General features: G+C 41.5%; 11 protein-coding genes. 2 read left to right on the forward strand and 9 right to left on the reverse strand.

The genetic code is table 11. From position 1 onward, the window contains the following. Positions 1 to 3: 3 nt before the first annotated feature. Positions 4 to 690: a lecithin retinol acyltransferase family protein gene (locus ACE1CD_RS07220; protein WP_374822784.1), complete on the reverse strand. Its 687-nt coding sequence runs from the start codon at positions 688 to 690 to the stop codon at positions 4 to 6. Positions 691 to 862: 172 nt separating this feature from the next. Here ACE1CD_RS07220 and ACE1CD_RS07225 point away from each other — a divergent pair, with 172 nt between their 5' ends. Then, complete coding sequence (locus tag ACE1CD_RS07225; protein WP_374822787.1) at positions 863 to 1,588, forward strand: class I SAM-dependent methyltransferase; 726 nt, start codon at positions 863 to 865, stop codon at positions 1,586 to 1,588. Positions 1,589 to 1,702: 114 nt separating this feature from the next. Here ACE1CD_RS07225 and ACE1CD_RS07230 read toward each other — a convergent pair whose 3' ends face one another. From ACE1CD_RS07230 to ACE1CD_RS07265, 8 genes are all read right to left on the reverse strand, one after another. Then, positions 1,703 to 2,818 carry a response regulator gene (locus ACE1CD_RS07230; protein WP_374822790.1) on the reverse strand — a complete coding sequence of 372 codons (1,116 nt, stop codon included), beginning with the start codon at positions 2,816 to 2,818 and terminating at the stop codon, positions 1,703 to 1,705. A 59-nt stretch (positions 2,819 to 2,877) separates the two neighbouring features. After that, a complete protein-coding gene (locus ACE1CD_RS07235) occupies positions 2,878 to 4,695 on the reverse strand; it encodes a putative bifunctional diguanylate cyclase/phosphodiesterase (protein WP_374822793.1) in 1,818 nt (605 codons plus the stop codon). A 14-nt stretch (positions 4,696 to 4,709) separates the two neighbouring features. Beyond that, positions 4,710 to 5,357, reverse strand: a complete 648-nt coding sequence (locus ACE1CD_RS07240; RefSeq protein ID WP_374822795.1) for a response regulator — start codon at positions 5,355 to 5,357, stop codon at positions 4,710 to 4,712. Between the two features lie 87 nt (positions 5,358 to 5,444). Continuing rightward, complete coding sequence (locus ACE1CD_RS07245; protein ID WP_374794476.1) at positions 5,445 to 6,536, reverse strand: ATP-binding protein; 1,092 nt, start codon at positions 6,534 to 6,536, stop codon at positions 5,445 to 5,447. Beyond that, entirely contained in the window at positions 6,533 to 13,522 is a 6,990-nt protein-coding gene (locus ACE1CD_RS07250; protein WP_374822798.1) for a PAS domain S-box protein, read from the reverse strand. Before ACE1CD_RS07250 ends, ACE1CD_RS07245 begins: the two co-directional genes overlap by 4 nt. Positions 13,523 to 13,574: 52 nt before the next feature. Then, positions 13,575 to 15,050, reverse strand: a complete 1,476-nt coding sequence (locus ACE1CD_RS07255) for a histidine kinase dimerization/phosphoacceptor domain -containing protein (protein WP_374794478.1) — start codon at positions 15,048 to 15,050, stop codon at positions 13,575 to 13,577. A 179-nt stretch (positions 15,051 to 15,229) separates the two neighbouring features. Further along, positions 15,230 to 15,841 (reverse strand): chemotaxis protein CheC, encoded by a 612-nt coding sequence (locus ACE1CD_RS07260; RefSeq protein ID WP_374794479.1) that lies wholly within the window; start codon positions 15,839 to 15,841, stop codon positions 15,230 to 15,232. Further along, positions 15,838 to 16,215: a response regulator transcription factor gene (locus ACE1CD_RS07265; RefSeq protein WP_374794480.1), complete on the reverse strand. Its 378-nt coding sequence runs from the start codon at positions 16,213 to 16,215 to the stop codon at positions 15,838 to 15,840. The genes ACE1CD_RS07260 and ACE1CD_RS07265 overlap by 4 nt, the downstream gene beginning before the upstream one ends. Before the next feature lie 398 nt (positions 16,216 to 16,613). Here ACE1CD_RS07265 and ACE1CD_RS07270 point away from each other — a divergent pair, with 398 nt between their 5' ends. Continuing rightward, positions 16,614 to 18,893, forward strand: coding sequence for a chemotaxis protein CheA (locus ACE1CD_RS07270; RefSeq protein ID WP_374822801.1), 2,280 nt, complete (start codon positions 16,614 to 16,616; stop codon positions 18,891 to 18,893). Positions 18,894 to 18,908 lie beyond the last annotated feature (15 nt).

Here is an 18,908-nt window from a genome sequence, read left to right on the forward strand (position 1 = left end):
GCTTTATTGAACCTGTTGCCAAGATTGCTGATTTAAGAGCAGCGTTTCTGTCATCTTCGCTAGCTTTTGTAGCATTTCCTGATGTGACTCGGCACGTTGTTTATACTCCCGCTTTCTCTGAAGTGCCGCCCGTGCCAAGTCTTCCCGCTTTTGTTTGAGCGCCTGTATCGCCACTCGTTGCCAAACATCCATTTCCTTGAGTTCTTGGGTGTACTGAGGTTGAATTGTATCCCAAGTAACTCGAATTTGGGAGAGGGCTCGATCGACTAACTGGATAGCATCATCTTGTTTGGCTTCTTTGAGCGATCGGCCTACAGGTTCGGCTAAACTATCAATATTGATATTCGCCAACATAGGAATAAAATCTACCACCTGTTGGCTGTAGCTAACACCAGTCTTGCACCAAGTAGCAAAGTGTTCGCAATTGTTAAACAGCAAATTGTATTTTTGTTCGCCTAAACGACTTTCAGCACGACGGATCGCGACATCGGGAATGAAACAAGTTTGGTACTGCTTTACATAAATTTTTGAACCTTGAGCCATCGTAGCAATGGAAGTACGTTCAATGGTAGCGCTCGGTTTGCGGTAGTGAATCACAGTTCCATCGCCGCAGTCAATACCGTGATGCTGGTAAACGCCTTCAATCGTGAGAAACTGTCGAATCGCATAAATTTGATCGCCTCGTGCCATAAGCCGTTAGTTCCACTCTTCCCAGTATTGCCAATTTTCGTCATACTTAATATTGTCACCAAAAACACTCTCGGCATAAATCCTTTTCTATTTTTTCCTACCTTTTGGCAGAAAATGGCCTTTTTTGAGGGCCTAGTTTTTTGTCTTCCCCAGCTTCTAGTTCGATCGCAATATGACACAGTGGTACAAAGAAGACCTCGCCTTTATTCATGATGTCGGGTTCAGTGACTACGCACTCAAATCCGCTCCCGGTATATTGGAAATCTTGCATAGAAGTAAAATAGGAGAAGGTTTAGTAGTGGACTTGGGTTGCGGAAGCGGGTTGTTGACGCAAGAACTCGCGAAAGCCGATTATCGCGTTTTGGGAGTCGATATCTCCGAATCAATGATTGCTATTGCTCGCCAAAGAGTACCGGATGCTGAATTTCGCGTCGAGTCGCTGTTCAAAGTTGACATTCCGACGTGCAATGCGGTTACTTCGATCGGCGAATGTCTCAACTACTTGTTCGATGCGGATAACACCCACCTCGAACTTTTCGATCGCATCTATAGCGCGTTAATACCAGGAGGCGTCTTCATTTTCGACATTGCAGAACCGGGACAGGTGACGCCGGGAAACTCAACTAAGGGATTTATTGAAGGAGAGAATTGGATCGTACTCGTCGAAAAGGAAGAAGATCGAGAACAGAGAACTTTAAACCGTCGAATTATTACCTTTCGCAAGCTAGGCGAACACTACAGACGGGATGACGAACTACACCGTCTGCGATTATACAAATCAACAGATATTGCCGAAGATCTCCGTCAAGTCGGTTTCTGCGTTGAAAAGATGCGTAGTTACGGTCAATTTCATCTGCCAAAAGCTCATACGGCGTTTGTGGCACGCAAACCAAGATGAGCTAGTAACTCCCGTGCCGATCTATTTTTCGAGGAGAACCGCTCACAAAATTGCTTGCTATTCAAAAATTTTACTTCATAAATTTTTTGAAGTTATACCGCAATCTATTTTAGCTCAATTATTAGATTCAGTATATGGGTCGTCCTTTGGCAGGATGACTGTAACTGTTGTTTGTTGATTGGGTACGCTCTCGATCGTTAAAGTGCCTCCATGTAATTCGGCTAAATGCTTGGCGATCGCTAACCCCAATCCAGAGCCTTGTTGTTCGTAAAGTTTGCGTTCAAATTGCATATAAGCTCCCAAATTAGCAATTTGCTCGGCTTTCATCCCTCGCCCTCGATCGCTTACAGATAAAATAAAGGAATTTTTGTCCACTTGAGTGACAACATCCACTTTCGTTCCAGGTTCAGAGAATTTGAACGCATTGTCCACCAATTCTTCAACCAACTTATTCAGACGTTGAGCAGACATCCTGACTTGACCATCTTGCAATTGTAAGTGCAAATCGGAGCTTCGCTGTGCTTGTTCTGCTTGGTATATCGCTCGCTCTGCAATAATTGCATCAATGCTTTCTGTATAGTGGCTGCGTAACATTTTTATGCGCTCTGGTACGTTAGCGATTAATTCTAGATCTGCATATAACAAAAAGTTTTGTATTAATCGATATAACCGACGACCAGAAACGTGAATATGCTCAACCATTTCTCTAATTTCAAGCAGATCTGGCCGATTTAGTTCCGTAAGTAAAATCTCTGAAAATCCCAGAATTCCATTCAATGGAGTTCGTAGCTCATGCGGAAGAGAAAAGGTAATATTATTACGCAATTCTTCCATTTTTTGTGCTTGTTTTTGCTCGATCAGTGCTTGTTTTTCCAATCGAGTCTCAATTGCTTTCAGTAACTCAACTGGGCGACATGGCTTAGTTAGATAATCGTCAGCTCCCAATTCCATACCCTTGCGAGTATTGGCTTTATCAGCTAAAGCTGTTAGAAAAATGAAAGGAATCATCGCTGTAGTTGAGTCACCTTTTAATGCCTGTAAGACGCTATAGCCATCTAGATCGGGCATTGTCACATCACAAATAATCAAATCTGGCCTAATTTCTTTGGCAGTCTCAATACCTTTTAAGCCATTTTCTGCGGCTGTAGCCTCAAAATTTTGTTCTTGCAACAGATCCAAGATATTCTCTCTAATTGCTTGCTCATCTTCGATCAGCAAAATCTTTGTCATTTGTTCTTCCTCAATAAATAAAATTTACTTCCGTTTCGACAGCTATAATTTACATACAGCTAATCAAAATCGCATTTGTCTGGCAAAATTTGTAGACTTTTTCCTGCTAACAATCTTTCTTCAAAGTCACGCACATTCAAAGGTTTGTCAAATAAATAACCTTGCATTTCATCACAATCATTATAATATAAAAAATTTAATTCTGCTTCGGTTTCTACCCCTTCAGCAACTAAATTAAGTTTCAGATCGTGAGCCATCTGTATAATATTTTTGGTAATCGACTTCGTTTTAGGGTCGCTATTAACTTTGCCAATGAAAGACTTGTCTATTTTCAACGTTTCAAATGGAAATTGTTGTAGATAGCTCAAAGAAGAATACCCCGTCCCAAAATCGTCAATGGCAATCTGTACTCCTAGCGCCTTAAAAGCCGTCAATCTCACAATGCTGACTTCTGTATTTTGCATAAGTACGCTTTCAGTTAATTCAAGCTCAAGGTATTTTGGATCTAATCCTGTTTCTATTAAGAGTTGGTAGACTCTAGAATATAGGTCGGGTTGATTGAACTGCCGTGCGGATATGTTTACGGCTATTCGCAAATCGGAGAACCCAGCATTATGCCATATTTTTGTTTGCTGACAAGCTTTTTTCAAGACCCACTCACCTATAGGAACTATCAAGTTGGTTTCCTCTGCAATGGGAATAAATTTAGCAGGCGAGATTATCCCTAGTTGTGAATGATTCCATCGCAAAAGGGCTTCTGCACCGACAATTTTACCAGTACGTAGGCTGACTTTAGGTTGATAATATACTTCAAGTTCTTCTCTCTCTAAAGCATATCCTAAGCTAGTCTGTAAAGCGAGATTTTCGGAAGTTATTATTTGAAAACTGCTTCGATAAAATGTGTATAAATTTCCGCCGTTTTCCTTCGATTTAAGCATAGCTTTATAACTCGATAGCAGTAATTTTTCTAAATTATCTCCATCACTCATATAAAAAGCAATCCCTATGCTGGCAGTGATTATAAGTTTGCTATTCTGTTCTATTAGGAAAGGTTTACAAAGTTCATTTAGAATAGTTTGTGCTATTTTAGAAATTCCTTTTTTGGTTTGTGGCCTTACTATAATAATGGCAAACTCATCCGTATTTAAGCGAGCTATTGTATTGGTTTCCTCAACGCATTTATGTAAACGATCGGCCACAGCTTTTAGTAATAAGTCGCAACTTGAATGGCCCAAAAACTCAACGATTTTTTCAAACCTATCCAAACTCAAATACAAAATAGAAATAAGCTGTTTAGAATCGGCTGGTAATCGTTTTTTATGAGATAAATTCCAAGCGAGAATTTGATTAAAGCGCTCTTCTAGTAAAAGTCGATTCGGTAGCTCGGTTAAACTATCATATTTTCGAGATTTATTCAGTTGTTGTGATGCTTGCTTAAGGGCAGTAGTATAAACTCCAGTAATAATAGTTTGCTTGGCGAGTCGAGTAGCGATCGCATTTAACAATTCCTGTGGTTTACACGGTTTGATTAGATAGTCATCTGCCCCTAGTTCCATACCCTTGCGAGTATTAGCTCTATCCGCCAATGCAGTCAAAAAGATAAACGGAATTACTGCTGTCAAAGGATCTTGACGTAACTCTGCGAGAACAGCGTAACCATCTAGTTCGGGCATCATTACGTCACAAAGAATTAGATCTGGCAGAATCTCTTGAGCTAAAGATATACCCAAGCGACCATTTTGGGCGGCAATAACCTTAAACCTTTGCGCCTCTAAAATATCTATAATATTCGCTCGAATCAACTCATCATCTTCAATGACTAAGATTTTCGTACCCGGCTTGGCTGTTGTAGAAATTAAGGTGTTTTGATTTGACATATTTTTGGAATTAATTAATCTTGCAAACTGGTTAATTGATTGAGAATGGCTATTTCACGGGCGCACTCTTGTTGCAAAATTTTTAGATAGTGAGCGCGTGCTTGCTCCGATGGAGCTAATTTGAGCATTTGAATCCCCATCGTGATGTTAGATAATGGATCCCGTAAATCTTGAGAAAGTTTCTGCAATAACTCTTCTTTACTGTTACTAAGTCTTTGGAGATCTTGGACTCTTCTTTGTAAACTTCTAGCTTTGTTTCGTTGCTCTTGATATTGCTCGATGTAGATAGCTTGTTTTTTGAGTCTGCTGGAGATCGCGCTCAGTAATTCAGTTGCAGTACACGGCTTGGTAATATAATCATCAGCTCCCAGTTCCATTGCCAAACGTAGATCTTCCCGTTCTGTTTTAGCAGTTAGAAAAATAAACGGAATAACTGCCGTTATTGGCTGTTGCTGTAATTCGGTTAAGACGCTATAACCATCCATATCAGGCATCATGATATCGCAGAGAATTAAATCAGGTATTTCCTTTTGTGCCTCGCGTATTCCTTCTTCACCATTCTTTGCCCCCACAACATCAAAATCTTTGCACTCCAAAATATCCAAAATATTAGCTCGCACAAACTCTTCGTCTTCAATTACCAAAATTTTTGTTGGTTGCATAATTTTATTTAAAAAACTTTTTTGTTGTTTAACTATTGACCTTTTGTGAGTTATTTTAATCCTAACTCAACTAAAAGATTATCACAACTATCTCATGGGAAGTTTTACAGTAAATTTCGTTCCCACGCCTACTTCGCTCTGTACCGTAATAGTACCTCCATGTAACTCAACAGATTTTTTTACAATTGCTAACCCTAATCCTGTGCCTGGGATTGTACCGACATTAGGGGCTCTATAAAAGGTTTCAAACAAACTTTTTTGAGATTCTATAGGAATGCCAATTCCGAAATCTTCGATCTCAAATAAAACTTCGTTGTTTTCGCAAGTAGCGCTAAAGAATATCGGGCTCTTATCTGGCGAATATTTAACAGCATTTGACAACAAATTACTCAAAATATGACGCAGTAATTTCTCATCCATAATGGTCTCGTTGAAGTTGCCTTTAATATTGACTTCGACCGGATGTTTTTCTCGATCGAATACTTCAATATCTTCTACTAATTCCTTACAAAACTTTTCTAAATTAATCGGACTGGGGTTAAATTCCAGTTTACCGGCTTCTGCTTTTCCAATCACCAAAATCTCATCTAACATTTCGATCATACGTTGGATAGCAGATTGAATCCGATGAACATGAGTTAGCTTCTTCTCCCTCGACCATTCGTCTAAATACATTTCCAGCAAGTCAGAAGAAAACAAAATTGTGGACATTGGTGTCCTAAATTCATGGGAAACCATAGAAACAAAACGAGTTTTGAGTTCGTTAAGTTCCTTTTCCTTTTCTAGAGCTTTGCGAATTTCTGTTTCGGCTTTACACCTAGCTAAAGCAATCTCCACAGTAGTGTGTAAATCTTTTTCTTGAAATGGTTTAACTATATATCCAAACGGCTGAGCTTCTTTAGCTCGTTCTAAAGTTTTGGCATCGGTATGGGCAGTCAGAAAAACCACAGGTAAATTGAAAAGATGGCGAATTTTGTCTGCCGCTTCTACTCCATCCATCGAACCTTTTAGCATAATATCCATCAGAATTAAATCCGGTTGAATTTTTTCGGCTTTTTCAATTGCTTTTTCACCTGTAGCAATTACAGCCGGAACATGGTAGCCTAATTTTTTTAAGCTATTTTTAATGTCCATCCCAATAATTACTTCATCTTCTACTACTAGAATTGTCGCTGTCATTTTTCCTCCCTGATTTGTTTCCTAAAGGTGATCTGAAAAGCAGTGCCCCTAGATGAATCAATTGCGATTTCTCCGTCCAGTTGTTCTGTTAAGTTGTAAACTAGCTGTAAGCCTAGCGAGTCAATTTCTTCAATGTCAAAGTCGGGGGGTAACCCCACACCATTATCGCTAACTTCTAAGCGGAGACTATCCCGATCGAGTCGATAAAAATTAACGCATAATTTTCCTATTTCTCTATCGTTGAATGCGTATTTTAGTGCGTTTGTAACTAATTCATTAATTATCAAACCGCAAGGAATTGCTGTATCGATATCTATTTCCATTTCTTCAGTTTCAATCCCTAATTGAACAGAACTTGCATAAACTTTATAAGAATTCACCAAATTTCGCACCATTTCGTTAATATATTCAGAAGCATTAATCCTTGATAAACCTTCTGATTGATACAGCTTTTCATGGATGAGAGCCATCGACCTAATCCGGTTATAACTCTCTGTAAATAAAGTTAATGCTTGTTCATCTTTTATGTACGCAGACTGAAGCTTGAGTAGGCTAGAAATTACCTGTAAGTTATTTTTGACTCGATGGTGAATTTCTTTAAGCAAAACTTCTTTTTCTTTAAGAGATGCCCTGATGTGATTTTCTGCTTGTTTGCGTTCGGTAATATCTCGATACATCCATAAATGTCCGCTGTACTTTCCTCTTACGAAAATCGGTACGTAATCCCGTTCAAAGATGTGACTATTTACCATTGTAACTTCTTCGTTGGTGACTATTTGCCTGGAGTTTAATATTTGGAGATGCTGCTGGATAAATTTCTCTGGGTCTGCAAAAACTTGTTGAAAATCTTCGTAGAAAGTAGAAAAATCGGCTCCGATTAAAGCAGCAGGTACAATGGGAATATTGAAAATATCGCAAAATGCTTGATTGATCGTGACGACTTGGTTAAACTCATCTTTAACTAAAATCCCCATCTGTAAATTTTCAATCAGGGCTGATAGCCGGGAAGTGCTTGTTTGTAGTTCCTCCTCGGCTAGCTTGCGCTCCGTAATATCGTTTTGGATACCAATGTAGTGAGTGAGAATGCCATTGCTATCATAAATTGGCGAAACATTTAATTCGTTCCAGAACAAACTGCCATCTTTACGGTAGTTCCGCAGCACAACTTTACAAGTAGTTTTTTCCCTAATCGCAGCCCGCAGTTTTTCCAAACCCGGTTGATTTGTATCGCTACCTTGTAGAAAACGACAGTTTCGTCCGATTACCTCAGCCGCAGAGTAACCGGTCATTTCCTCAAAAGCAGGATTGGTATAAATGACAGGATTATCCGGTTGTTTGGTATCTGAGATAATAATACCGTTACTGCTAGCAACAAGCGCTCTATCTGTTAAGCGCAACTTTTCTTCTGTTTGTTTGCGTTCGGTAATATCGTGACAAACGCAAATCAGTCCTCCATCTGCAACTAAGGTAAGGGAAAGTTCCTGTGCAAATGTGGTGCCGTCGCTTCTTCTGGCAGTTGCTTCTCCTTGCCACTTACCTTGTTGTATCACGATGGGGATGATGTCTCCTTGAATGCGCTTACATTCATCTTCGTAGTATAACTCTTGCCAAGTTTTACCGATCAGTTCTTCAGCACTTTCGTAGCCAAAAATTTTGGCGTGAGACTGGTTAATGTAGATGTATTCGCCTGCGGCATTAACGATGCCAATCCCATCTCCTGCTGCCTCCACCGCAGCTAAGTGCCTTCGCATCTTTTCCTCTACTTGTTTGCTTTCGGTAATGTCGCGACATATACCAACGATACCCAGCAGCTCGCCTTCTGCGGAAAGATAGGGACACTTAGTAGATAAGAAAATACGTTTGCTTTCATTCGTCTCGAAAATTTCTTCACAAGTCCAAGCCATGTTACTTGACATGACTATTCCATCGAATTCGCGAATTTGTCGTTCGCTTTCTGCGGTCAGAAAATCTTCATTTCGTTTGCCTAAAATTGCTTCGATCGAGCAGTTTAAGTATTTGGCCCCCGATCTATTAATAAATATGTAGTGACCGTTTTTATCTTTGATAAAAATAGCATCGGTACTGTTTTCTACGATCGTGCGAAGTTTGAATTCACTATCTCGCAATGCTGCTTCCGCCTGCTTGCGATCGGTAATATCCATAACCACACCGCTCATTGCGATCGGTTGACCTGTCCGATCGCAGATAATATCACCCTTAGTGGCAACCCAGCGGATAGAGCCATCAGGCCAAATGACGCGATGTTCGATGCTATAGGGTATTTTTTCTTTCAGGGTGTCAGTAATTGTAGCCTTGAGGTAGTGGCGATCGTCAGGGTGAACCCGGTCTATATAAGTCTCATAAGTTCCAGTAAAAGAAGCGGGAACAAAGCCAAAGATTACTTCTGTTTGCTCTGACCATAATATGTTATTTGTCTCGATATCCCAATCCCAAGTCCCCATTTGGGCAGCGTTGAGGGCCATCCGCAGCCGCCACTCACTCTCCTGCAACGCCTCTTCTGCCAACTTCCGTTCGGTAATATCCATCATTACCCCTGTCATCCGATCTGGCTCTCCGTTACTTTCGCAGATAATATTGCCGATACAGGCGAGCCAACGTACAGTACCATCAGGCCAGATAATGCGGGTTTCTATGCTGTAAGATGTTCTCTCTTCAATGGCAAGTTGAATCGCTTGTTCTAACGCGGGGCGATCTTCTGGATGTATGCAGCTAAAAAATGCTTCTGCAGTTCCGGGGAAAGAACCAGGTGCAAGGTCAAAAATGAATTCAGTCCTTTCTGACCAAACGACTCGCTCGGCTTTCATATCCCAGTCCCAAGTCCCCATTTGCGCCGCTTCCAGCGCCAGTGCCAACCGCGACTCGCTTTCGCGGAGTGCTTCTTCGGCAAGTTTGCGATCGCTGATGTCAATAAATAAACCATCCCAAATAATATCGCCATTGGTTTGTTTTTCCGGGCTAGAAATGCCTTCAATCCACTTGAGATGACCGGATGGTGTAATAATGCGCCCTTCCCACTGCCACGGTTGCAAACTTTCAGCCGAAATAACAGTTGAATGGTATAAAGACTGCACATCATCAGGATGAATCATCTCAAAGCTTTTCTGGAAATCCGCTTGCATTTCTTCTGGTTCTAGTTCCCAGATTTCGCGACAACGCGGACTAGCATAAAGCAATGCTTGAGAACCGTCAGTACGAAGGATGTACTGATAAAGCATCCCCGGCACATTGGCTGCTAATTTTTGGAACTTCTCTTCACTGTCTTTGAGCGCTTCTTCTGTCCGTTTGCGCTCGGTAATATCCATAGAAATGCCACAAATGGCATAAATCACTCCATTTCTATCTTTTAAAGGAAACTTAACAGTAATGTAGGTATGCAACCCGTCTTCATGAGGAACAACTTCTTCAACTTTTACGGCTTTTCCTTCTTCTATTACCTGGCGATTGCTTACTGCAAAGGCATCGGCTATTTCGCAGGGCCAATAATCGTAAATACTTTGGCCAGCAATTTCTTCTTTCTTCAAATTAAACAAGTTTTCAAACTGATGGTTAACCAACAAATATCTGTCCCGATAGTCGTGTGCATAAATGACCGCCGGAGAGTTATCTAAAATTGCCTGTAAGTGTGCCTGACTCTGCTGTAATTGTGCTTCTGCTTGTTGGCGTTCGGAAATTTCGACGGTTACTTGTTGAAGACTCCACAGTAGTTCTTGCGTGCGTTCTTGCACTTTTGTTTCTAATTCTTCGTTGAGTTTTTGCAGTTCTGCTTGGGCACGTTTGCGAGCGCTAATATCTCTGGCTTCTGCAATTAGCTGGATGGCTTCTCCTTTTTCATTAAAAATAGGCTTGAGGGAAAAGTCTGTTGTGATTACTTGCTCGCCAGTACCGAGCATTTCCAGTTCATAACGAAGAAAGTGGCCTTTGGCAGCGGTGCGGATCGCCCTTCTGAGTTTTTTCTGGGTGGCTTTGGAAATTGTCCACCATTTTGTTTCCGAAAAGGGACGACCGATTACTTCAGTGGCTTGAAGACCGACAAAATCAAGGGCGGTTTGGTTGGCTTGTAACAAGATGCCATCCAGCTTTAGCAAATAAGTAAATTGATAGCTATTGTTAAAAATAGCAGCAAAAATTACTTGATTTTCCCGCAGCGCCTCTTCTGCTTGCTTGCGCTCAGTAATGTCTTCATAAGTTCCCAAGATGCCGATTACATTTCCATTTGCATCTAGGAGAGGAACTTTGTTTGTATCCACCCAACATAGTTTGCCATCTGCTTGCAGTTGGGTTTCGATGATGTCATATTCGGATGTATTGCTTTCCATCACCCGGCGATCGCACTCGCGATACCAATCCGATTCCTCTTCTCTCCAGGGCAAGTCGTAGTCTGTTTTACCCACAATTTGCTGTGGATTATCAAAACCAGCCGCTCGTGCGAAGTTATAATTACAACCTAAATAAACTGAATTACTGTCTTTCCAAAATATAAATTGCGGGATATTATCCATCACCATTTGCAACATTTGCTGCGAGCGTTGCACCTCTGCTTCTGCCAGCTTGCGAGCGGTGATATCGGTGGCAACACAAAGCAATTTATAAGCTTTACCATCTTCAGATAAAAGCGGTGTTTTGACTGTTTGAAACCAGCGTAATTCTCCTGTACATATTGTCACGCTTTCTTCGGCAATAAATTTTGTATTTAAGGTGGTCATCACCTCCATATCGTCATGCCTCAACCGCTCTACATCGGCTGGATTATTGTTAAATTCTCTAATTTTTTTACCGACCATTTGCTCCACAGTCATGCCCCAAGTATCGGCACAGGCTTGATTAACTAAGACATATCTACCATCCCGATCTATAACAAAGATTAAATTAGGATTGGTATCGATTACTGTTCGCAGAAATTGCTGTTGTTCTCGCAAAGCTACTTCTGAGAGCTTGCGATCGGTAATGTCTTCGACAATCCCTGTGACGCGATAAATTTCTCCCCCCTCATTTTTGAGGGGAAAAGCACGAGTCAAAACCCAGCGGGTTTGTCCATCCGGTCGGATAATCCGATATTCTTGGTCGTAAGGTTGTCCGGATATCTGCGATTCCACCGCAGCGATAACGCGATCGCGGTCTTCTGGATGAACGGCATCCAAAAATTGTGTGGGGTTATTGTATACATCTATACAGCCGCCCCAGATTTTGTCTAAGGCAGGACTGCCATAAAGTAATTTGTTCTGTCGGGGGTCTCTGACAAAAAAGCCTTGGTGGAGATTTTCCCCTAGCTGCCGGAATAATTCGTTACTTTCTTGCAGAGCAGCTTCTGCTTTTTGACGTTCTTGTAGTTGGGTTTGAAGTTGCTCGTAAAGTTCGGCTTGATGGATGGCGATCGCGCAATGATCGGCGATCGCTTTGACAAAGGCTACCTCCTCCTCTGTCCATTCCCGTTCTCCCTTGCATTCATTTAAGCTAATTCCGCCCAAGTACGACTGCTGATATATCAGCGGCACAATCATAAGAGCGCGGATGTTGCACGTTTTTACAGCTTCCAGAATTTCTGGCGGTTCGCCCCGATCGATCCGAGCAAAAACGAGCGATTCTCCTTGCGCTAACTCTTTGTCGTAACGGCGATAAAACCCGCAGTGTATACCTATTAAACTGTTGCCTTCCGACGTAGCCTCGGAAACATAACGAATTCCCAACTCGCGATCGGCATCCGGTCGAAAAATCAGGCAACGGCTGACATTGAGCGCGGAATGCAGTTGATTCGCGGCGATTTGGATAATTTCATCCAAAGCCAGCGTTCCTCGCATCGCGTGGACGATTTGATTGAGCAAAGTAGCTTGTTTAGCTTGTCGCTCAACTGTCGCAAGAACTTCTTGGAGTTGCGCCGTGCGCCGTTCCACTTCCTTTTCCAGTTCGGCGTTTCGCAGGCGCAGCAGTTCGGCTTTTTCGGCTTGCAACTTGGAAACCGATTGCTGGGTACGTTTCAGCCGTTTGTAGATTTGCACTGGTTCTAGGGAACTCAACAATTCCATCTCTGTTATTATTCCCAATTGCACTGCTGAACTCTCACTCTGACGCTCTCGAACTAACAGCATTTCCATGCGATCGATCTGCATTTGCTGATAAGCATAAAGCAGAGAGTTTTCCGGGTTTAGCTCGTGTCCCAATCTCCTCATTACCGATGCAGCTGGTGTCTGGGCTAAATCCATCCCTACGCACCAAGCTTGTATAATTTGTCGCTCAGTAACAACTCCTACCGGAATGGATGAAAGGCTACCGGAAACAGCATTATTTGCTTCGTTCCTTACCTCTTTTGTAATTACCACACAACTAACGCGATATTCTGTCATCAGTTGGGCAATCTTCTCTACGGATGCTGTTCGATCGGCACAGATTAGTTGGGTGTTCATCACTTCGCCTACTGTACCGAGTTTGAACAGATTCGTGGTTTTTAAGGCTTGGAGAATGCTTGTGGGAGTGACAATTCCCAACAGTTGCTTCCTCTCGTCTAGAATTGGTAAATAGTAAATTTGACTCTGACGAAAAAATAATACAGGTGTAAAAATATTGACTGCATCTGACAGACTCAAGGTCGATATCGGCGGCTTAATCAATTCAGCAATTTTAACTTGGCTTTGGAGTCTATTCCCAGATGCCAGTAACTGCACTATATCTCGCTCGGCGAATATCCCTAAAACTCGCGAAGCTTCCATTACTACAGCATAATGGCGATCGCGCAGCGTGCCGGATGGCATATCGATTTGTTCTTCCATACCGACTGCTGGGGCGGCAATATTTAACCTTACTCCAGAAGTATCTCTTAAATTATCGCTCCCGATAGTATATTGGCTGGTACATGAGAGTCCCATGAGAGATATCACATCTACTAACTGCGTATCGGGAGCTACGATAACGGGATGACGATGTATAGCCTGCTCTAAGTCTGGTAAATTTAAATAAAAATCGCTGGATTGCATGGCTTTATCGATTATAGAGCTTTATCTTCTGGGCTCTTGACGAGCTTCTTACTTAAGGCAGACTGGGGAGTCTGCAATCATTACGTTTGAAAGGAAATGTAATTTTAAAGTGCGTACCTGCCTCCGAATGAACTTCAATATCTCCATCTAACTGATTAGTTAAATTGACAACTAGCTGTAACCCCAAAGATTTACTTTCTTCAAGGTCGAAATTTGGCGGCAAACCTATGCCATTATCATAGACTTCTAATAAAAATTTACTTTCTTCAATGAGAGCAATTTTTATGCTTATTTTTCCTGCTTTCCCATTAGTAAAGGCGTATTTCAAAGAATTACAAACCAATTCATTAATGATTAAGCCGCAAGGAATAGCAGTGTCTACATCGAAAAATATTGGCTCAAATTTAATATCCAAATCAATAAACTCGGACAACAATCTGTAAGAACGTACTAGATTATTGGCTAAGCTTGTAATGTAATCACCAGCATCAATTAGGGCAATACCTTCAGATTGGTATAGTTTTTCATGAATCAGAGCCATTGACCTAACGCGGTTATAGCTGTCACTCAAAAGCGATGCAATTTCTGGATCGTTACTGCATTCAGATTGCAATTTCAACAAACTAGAGATTATTTGCAAATTATTCTTGACTCGATGATGAATTTCTTTAAGAAGCAGTTCTTTTTCTTTCAGAGATGCTTTCAGTTGTTGTTCGATCTGTTTTTGATCTGTAATATCGATACCTACAGCAACTGCGGCTTCACCTTGCTGGTACTTTTGGGCAACAATTAAGTAATTTCGGATCGCCCCATTAATGTTGGCATCGATCACTCTACTACCAGATTTATCGTCACCACGCATGAAATAACTCATGAATTCTGCAAAGGTCTTACTGCTTTCCAAAAAGCCAATTTCTTGACCGATAAAAATTTCTGGAGGACGATTAAATGCAGTACACAGATGCCGATTTACACCCATATATCGCAAATCGGAACTAATCCAAGAAACTAATCCCGGTACAGCATCTAAAACTACTTGCAATTGGTCTTTGGCTTGTTGCAGTGCCTTCTCTGTCTGCTGCCGTTCTTTCACTTCTGTCAGTGCCCGGTCTCTCATAATGCGATAGTCCTGAACTCGTTGGGTGAGTTCCGTAACATCTTGGATGGAGAATAAAGCATAGTATCCTCCTTCAGGTGCAGGTTCGGCGGTAACAGTAGTATGCTGAATTCGCTGCTGTCCGTTAGGTAAGTATGCGGGTATAAAGTGCTTATGGAGTTGGGAAGAGAAAAGGGTTGGTGGCCCCCCAGCAAAAATTTGTTTGAGACGAGAAGCATATTTCGTTTCCTTTAAGTGAGGAAAACGTTCGATCATATCAGTTCCCAGTATTTCTTGCTTGGGGATATTAGTCCAATTCTCCAAGCAGCGATTCCAATACAGCACTGTAAAATCTTCCCTAAGTACGCATATACCTATAGGAATTCGATCGAGAACACTAAATTTTTCCGCTAATTCTTCTATGTCGTTCATGGGTGATTTCTGAAATCATTTTTTCTTGTTTTTGATAGTTTTGTCCGGTTCAAACAGAATAGATTTAGTTGAGCAATAGAGGAGACATATAAGGCGGCGATCGCGTTGTATTCGTTAGTTAAAGCCATGTATATTTCTTAAAATGATTTATTTTACTTTTTCAATTACTGTCTAACCAGTTATTTGTAGGCGTAGACTTCTTCTTCGATCGCACTCATCAACAAGTCAAACGAACCTAATTCAAATATCAGTATAATATCCCCCCGAATTTGAAATCGTTCTATGGTAAATTGAGTTTGCGCTAATAAAACTGTAGTGGGAATCACCCGATTATGGAAATGGATTAAATTCTCGACTGTATCCTCAATATAATAGGGAAGTTCGTACTCAAGGTTGCGATTGATTAAATTGCCAATAGAACCGATAACGCTATTAATTAAGATGTTACCAACTTCACTCAAGGTACTAATTCTCACCGCATCCAAGTCTGGCGTTCCCAGTTCTTCACCCGTCAGGATAGCAGCTAGCATACAAGCGCTGTCTGTAGGAAAAACTAGCTCTGCAATGCCCGAAAACGATCCTGAAAAATCTTGGCGTACCGCAGCTACCCGTCCCCTGCCGAAACTGGTTTGCATTTCTCGTTGCAATTCTTGGGGCAATTTAATTTTAATGTAAGGGACTTGCAAGTGAATGTAAGCATCTAACATCTCGTTGAGTACGTTGGCAGCACGACCCACACCAATATTAAGCAGTTCCTGAATTGCATCAATCTGACTGGGCTTTAAGTTCATTGCGCCATCTCCTGAGTGTACGCTAAAGCTTGCGTAATTTTTTGGCGCAATTCTTCTTGTTTGGCTGGTTTGTTCAGAAAGCCCGCAGCCCCCAATTCCATACAGCGTTGTCGAACTCCTACTTGAATATCTGCACTCACTACAATGACAGGGATAGTCGATCGGCGATCGCGCATTGCTTGTAATACCCCAAAGCCATCGATATCGGGCATTAGTAGGTCAACTAAAATGCAGTCCGGTTTGTGGATTGCCGCCATCTCTAGTCCTTCTTGTCCATTAGTTGCTTCCAGGACTTCATAACCTTCTGCTGTCAATGCTTTACGCAGCATCCGGCGCGTAAAGGCTGCATCATCAATCATTAGAATTAAAGGCATTAAATTCTCCTATTATTTAGTAGTAGCTATTGAGATTAGCCTAAATTTTTGCTCGCTCCAACTTGAAAACAACTACTTATTTCTAACACGATTTATATATATTTATATCGAGTATTAATACGGTACTTTATTTAGGTAGATTACGTATTATTACTGATACTTTAAAGCACTTACCTAAATCACTCAGAACATTACTTTGTTTGTTCTGTATAATACAGATATCTAACTATCAAAAATATATCAAACGCCCGATGAACGTCTGATGGACAATCATCTCATCCAAAATTGAATGACGCTCAGAAGAGGCTGAAACCATTGCCAAATCTATCTTAGAGAAAGTGAAGGCAATTTTTGCACAAGTTATTCACAATTTTTTTGAGCTTTATTTATAAATCAATATGGATGAAGATATCAAAGCATTTTTAGCAGACAACTACGAAAATCTCGGCCATATCGAGCGAGATCTAGTTGATTTAGAACAAAATCCCACAGACAAAGATTTGCTCGTCCGGATTTACCGTTCCCTGCATACTATCAAGGGAAACTGCGGCTTTATGGCGTTTGGCAAGCTGGAAGCGCTCACCCACGCTGGGGAAAATTTGCTCAGTCGCGTGCGGGATGAGGAATTAATATTAAATATCGAAATTATCAACACCTTACTGCAACTCGTCGATACCATTCATCAAAGCTGTATCTGCATTAATGCCACCGGACAAGAGAGTGACTCTGACAACTCGGAACTGATTCAAAGACTAAATGATTTACAGCACACAGCGTATGAAGATAAGCATTTAATTATAGCGCTAAATTCAGAAAACGTTGCGGACTCTCTCAGTACACCGCCTTCAGTACCCAGTAATTATACGCAAATCCCAGATTTGACAAAACCCTCTATATATGATAAATGGGTCAAAAATGGCAAAGTCAACAGTGAGGAAGCACCCACACCATTAGCAGCAGCTCAAACCGTGCCCTCGATTCGAGTAGACATCAACTTATTAGATAAGTTGATCAATCTGGTGGGAGAACTGGTATTAGTTCGCAACCAAATTTTGCAATTCAACTCCATCCAGGATGAAGCAGGATTTGAAGCAGCGTCTCAACAATTAAATCGCGTCACTAGCGAGTTACAAGAAGCTGTAATGAAAACTCGGATGCAGCCGATTAGCACGATTTGGAGTAAGTTTCCGCGTGCGATCAGGGATATGGCGATCGCATCCGGGAAGCAAGTGCAAGTCGAGATCGAAGGTGAAGACACCGAACTCGACAAAACTATCATCGAGGCAATCAAAGATCCTCTCACTCACATCATTCGCAACTGTGTTGACCACGGAATTGAAATGCCTGATGTGCGGAAACTGTCCGGCAAACCCGAGTCAGGACAAGTGCGCTTGTATGCCTTCCACGAAAGCGGTTACGTAAATATTGAAATTATCGATGATGGTGCTGGCATCGATCCAGAACGACTCAAAAACAAAGCACTAACCTTGGGATTAATTACTGGCGAACAGTTTAATCGTTTGAGTGACAGTGAAGCCATCAACTTAATTTTCCTGCCAGGGTTTTCCACGGCTGACGAAGTGACTCGCTTATCCGGAAGGGGAATCGGTATGGATGTGGTGAAAACCAATATTGAAAAAGTCGGGGGTGTGGTTCAAATTTCCAGCCAACGCAAATTAGGTACTGTGTTTAAGCTCAAGATTCCTTTAACGCTGGCAATTATTCCGGCGTTAATTGTTACCAGTGCAGGCGATCGCTACGCGATTCCGCAAATGAGTTTAGCAGAATTGGTGCGTTTGGAAGGAGAACAAGCTAAGCGAGGCATTGAATACATTCACAAAACTCCCGTATATCGTTTGCGAGGTAAGTTATTACCACTCGTTTACTTAAATCGAGAACTTCAATTAGAAAATCAAGAACAAAAATCAAATCTACAATCTCTAGATGAAGTAGTGAATATCGTTGTCGTGCAAGCCAATACACATTTTGGTTTAGTGGTAGATTCGATCGACGATACTCAAGAAATTGTGGTTAAACCTTTAGGGAAACTGCTAAAAGATACACCTGCTTTTGCCGGAGCAACTATTCTGGGAGACGGAAGAGTTGCTTTGATTTTAGATGTGCGTAGCATCGCGCAGCGTTCTGGTGTGTTTTCCAAAGCACAAACAAAAGCTCGCTTAGAACAGGAAGGCGTATCCGAGCAACAGACAGATGATGGGCGAGAAATGCTGTTACTGTTTGAAGGTTTGCCTAAGAGTCGCATGGCTATTCCGCTGTCAATGGTTTTGCGTTTAGAAGAAATTCCCATTACGGCTGTGGAAAAAGTAGGCGATTTGACGATCGTTCAATATTGCGATCGCATTCTGCCGCTGATTGATTTAGCTAGTGTATTTAGTCCTCAGCGATTATCTTGTACCAAAAAAAAGGGAGCAACTACCAGAACTAATAATTCCAACTCATCCTTACTGGAAAACCAACTTCTGCAAATGATAGTCGTGTCTTGCTCAAACGGGCAGACAGTGGCATTAGCAGTCAGCCACATCCTCGATATTGTCATGGAAAAACTGACTTTTACTGCCGCGACAAGTCGTCCGGGAGTTAATGCGATCGCTGTCATCAAAGGCCAAGTTACTGAAATTTTAGACCTCGCAGCAGTTACTCAGTGGATATCTAATTAGTAAATCACACCTGTA

The sequence above is a fragment of the Aerosakkonema sp. BLCC-F183 genome (assembly GCF_041929145.1).
Taxonomy (GTDB): domain Bacteria; phylum Cyanobacteriota; class Cyanobacteriia; order Cyanobacteriales; family Aerosakkonemataceae; genus Aerosakkonema.

Excerpts from the sequence above, each read along its gene's own strand:
- ACE1CD_RS07220 (WP_374822784.1), bottom strand. The coding sequence starts at position 690 with ATGGCACGAGGCGATCAAATTTATGCGATTCGACAGTTTCTCACGATT.
- ACE1CD_RS07225 (WP_374822787.1), top strand. The coding sequence starts at position 863 with ATGACACAGTGGTACAAAGAAGACCTCGCCTTTATTCATGATGTCGGG.
- ACE1CD_RS07230 (WP_374822790.1), bottom strand. The coding sequence starts at position 2,818 with ATGACAAAGATTTTGCTGATCGAAGATGAGCAAGCAATTAGAGAGAAT.
- ACE1CD_RS07235 (WP_374822793.1), bottom strand. The coding sequence starts at position 4,695 with ATGTCAAATCAAAACACCTTAATTTCTACAACAGCCAAGCCGGGTACG.
- ACE1CD_RS07240 (WP_374822795.1), bottom strand. The coding sequence starts at position 5,357 with ATGCAACCAACAAAAATTTTGGTAATTGAAGACGAAGAGTTTGTGCGA.
- ACE1CD_RS07245 (WP_374794476.1), bottom strand. The coding sequence starts at position 6,536 with ATGACAGCGACAATTCTAGTAGTAGAAGATGAAGTAATTATTGGGATG.
- ACE1CD_RS07250 (WP_374822798.1), bottom strand. The coding sequence starts at position 13,522 with ATGCAATCCAGCGATTTTTATTTAAATTTACCAGACTTAGAGCAGGCT.
- ACE1CD_RS07255 (WP_374794478.1), bottom strand. The coding sequence starts at position 15,050 with ATGAACGACATAGAAGAATTAGCGGAAAAATTTAGTGTTCTCGATCGA.
- ACE1CD_RS07260 (WP_374794479.1), bottom strand. The coding sequence starts at position 15,841 with ATGAACTTAAAGCCCAGTCAGATTGATGCAATTCAGGAACTGCTTAAT.
- ACE1CD_RS07265 (WP_374794480.1), bottom strand. The coding sequence starts at position 16,215 with ATGCCTTTAATTCTAATGATTGATGATGCAGCCTTTACGCGCCGGATG.
- ACE1CD_RS07270 (WP_374822801.1), top strand. The coding sequence starts at position 16,614 with ATGGATGAAGATATCAAAGCATTTTTAGCAGACAACTACGAAAATCTC.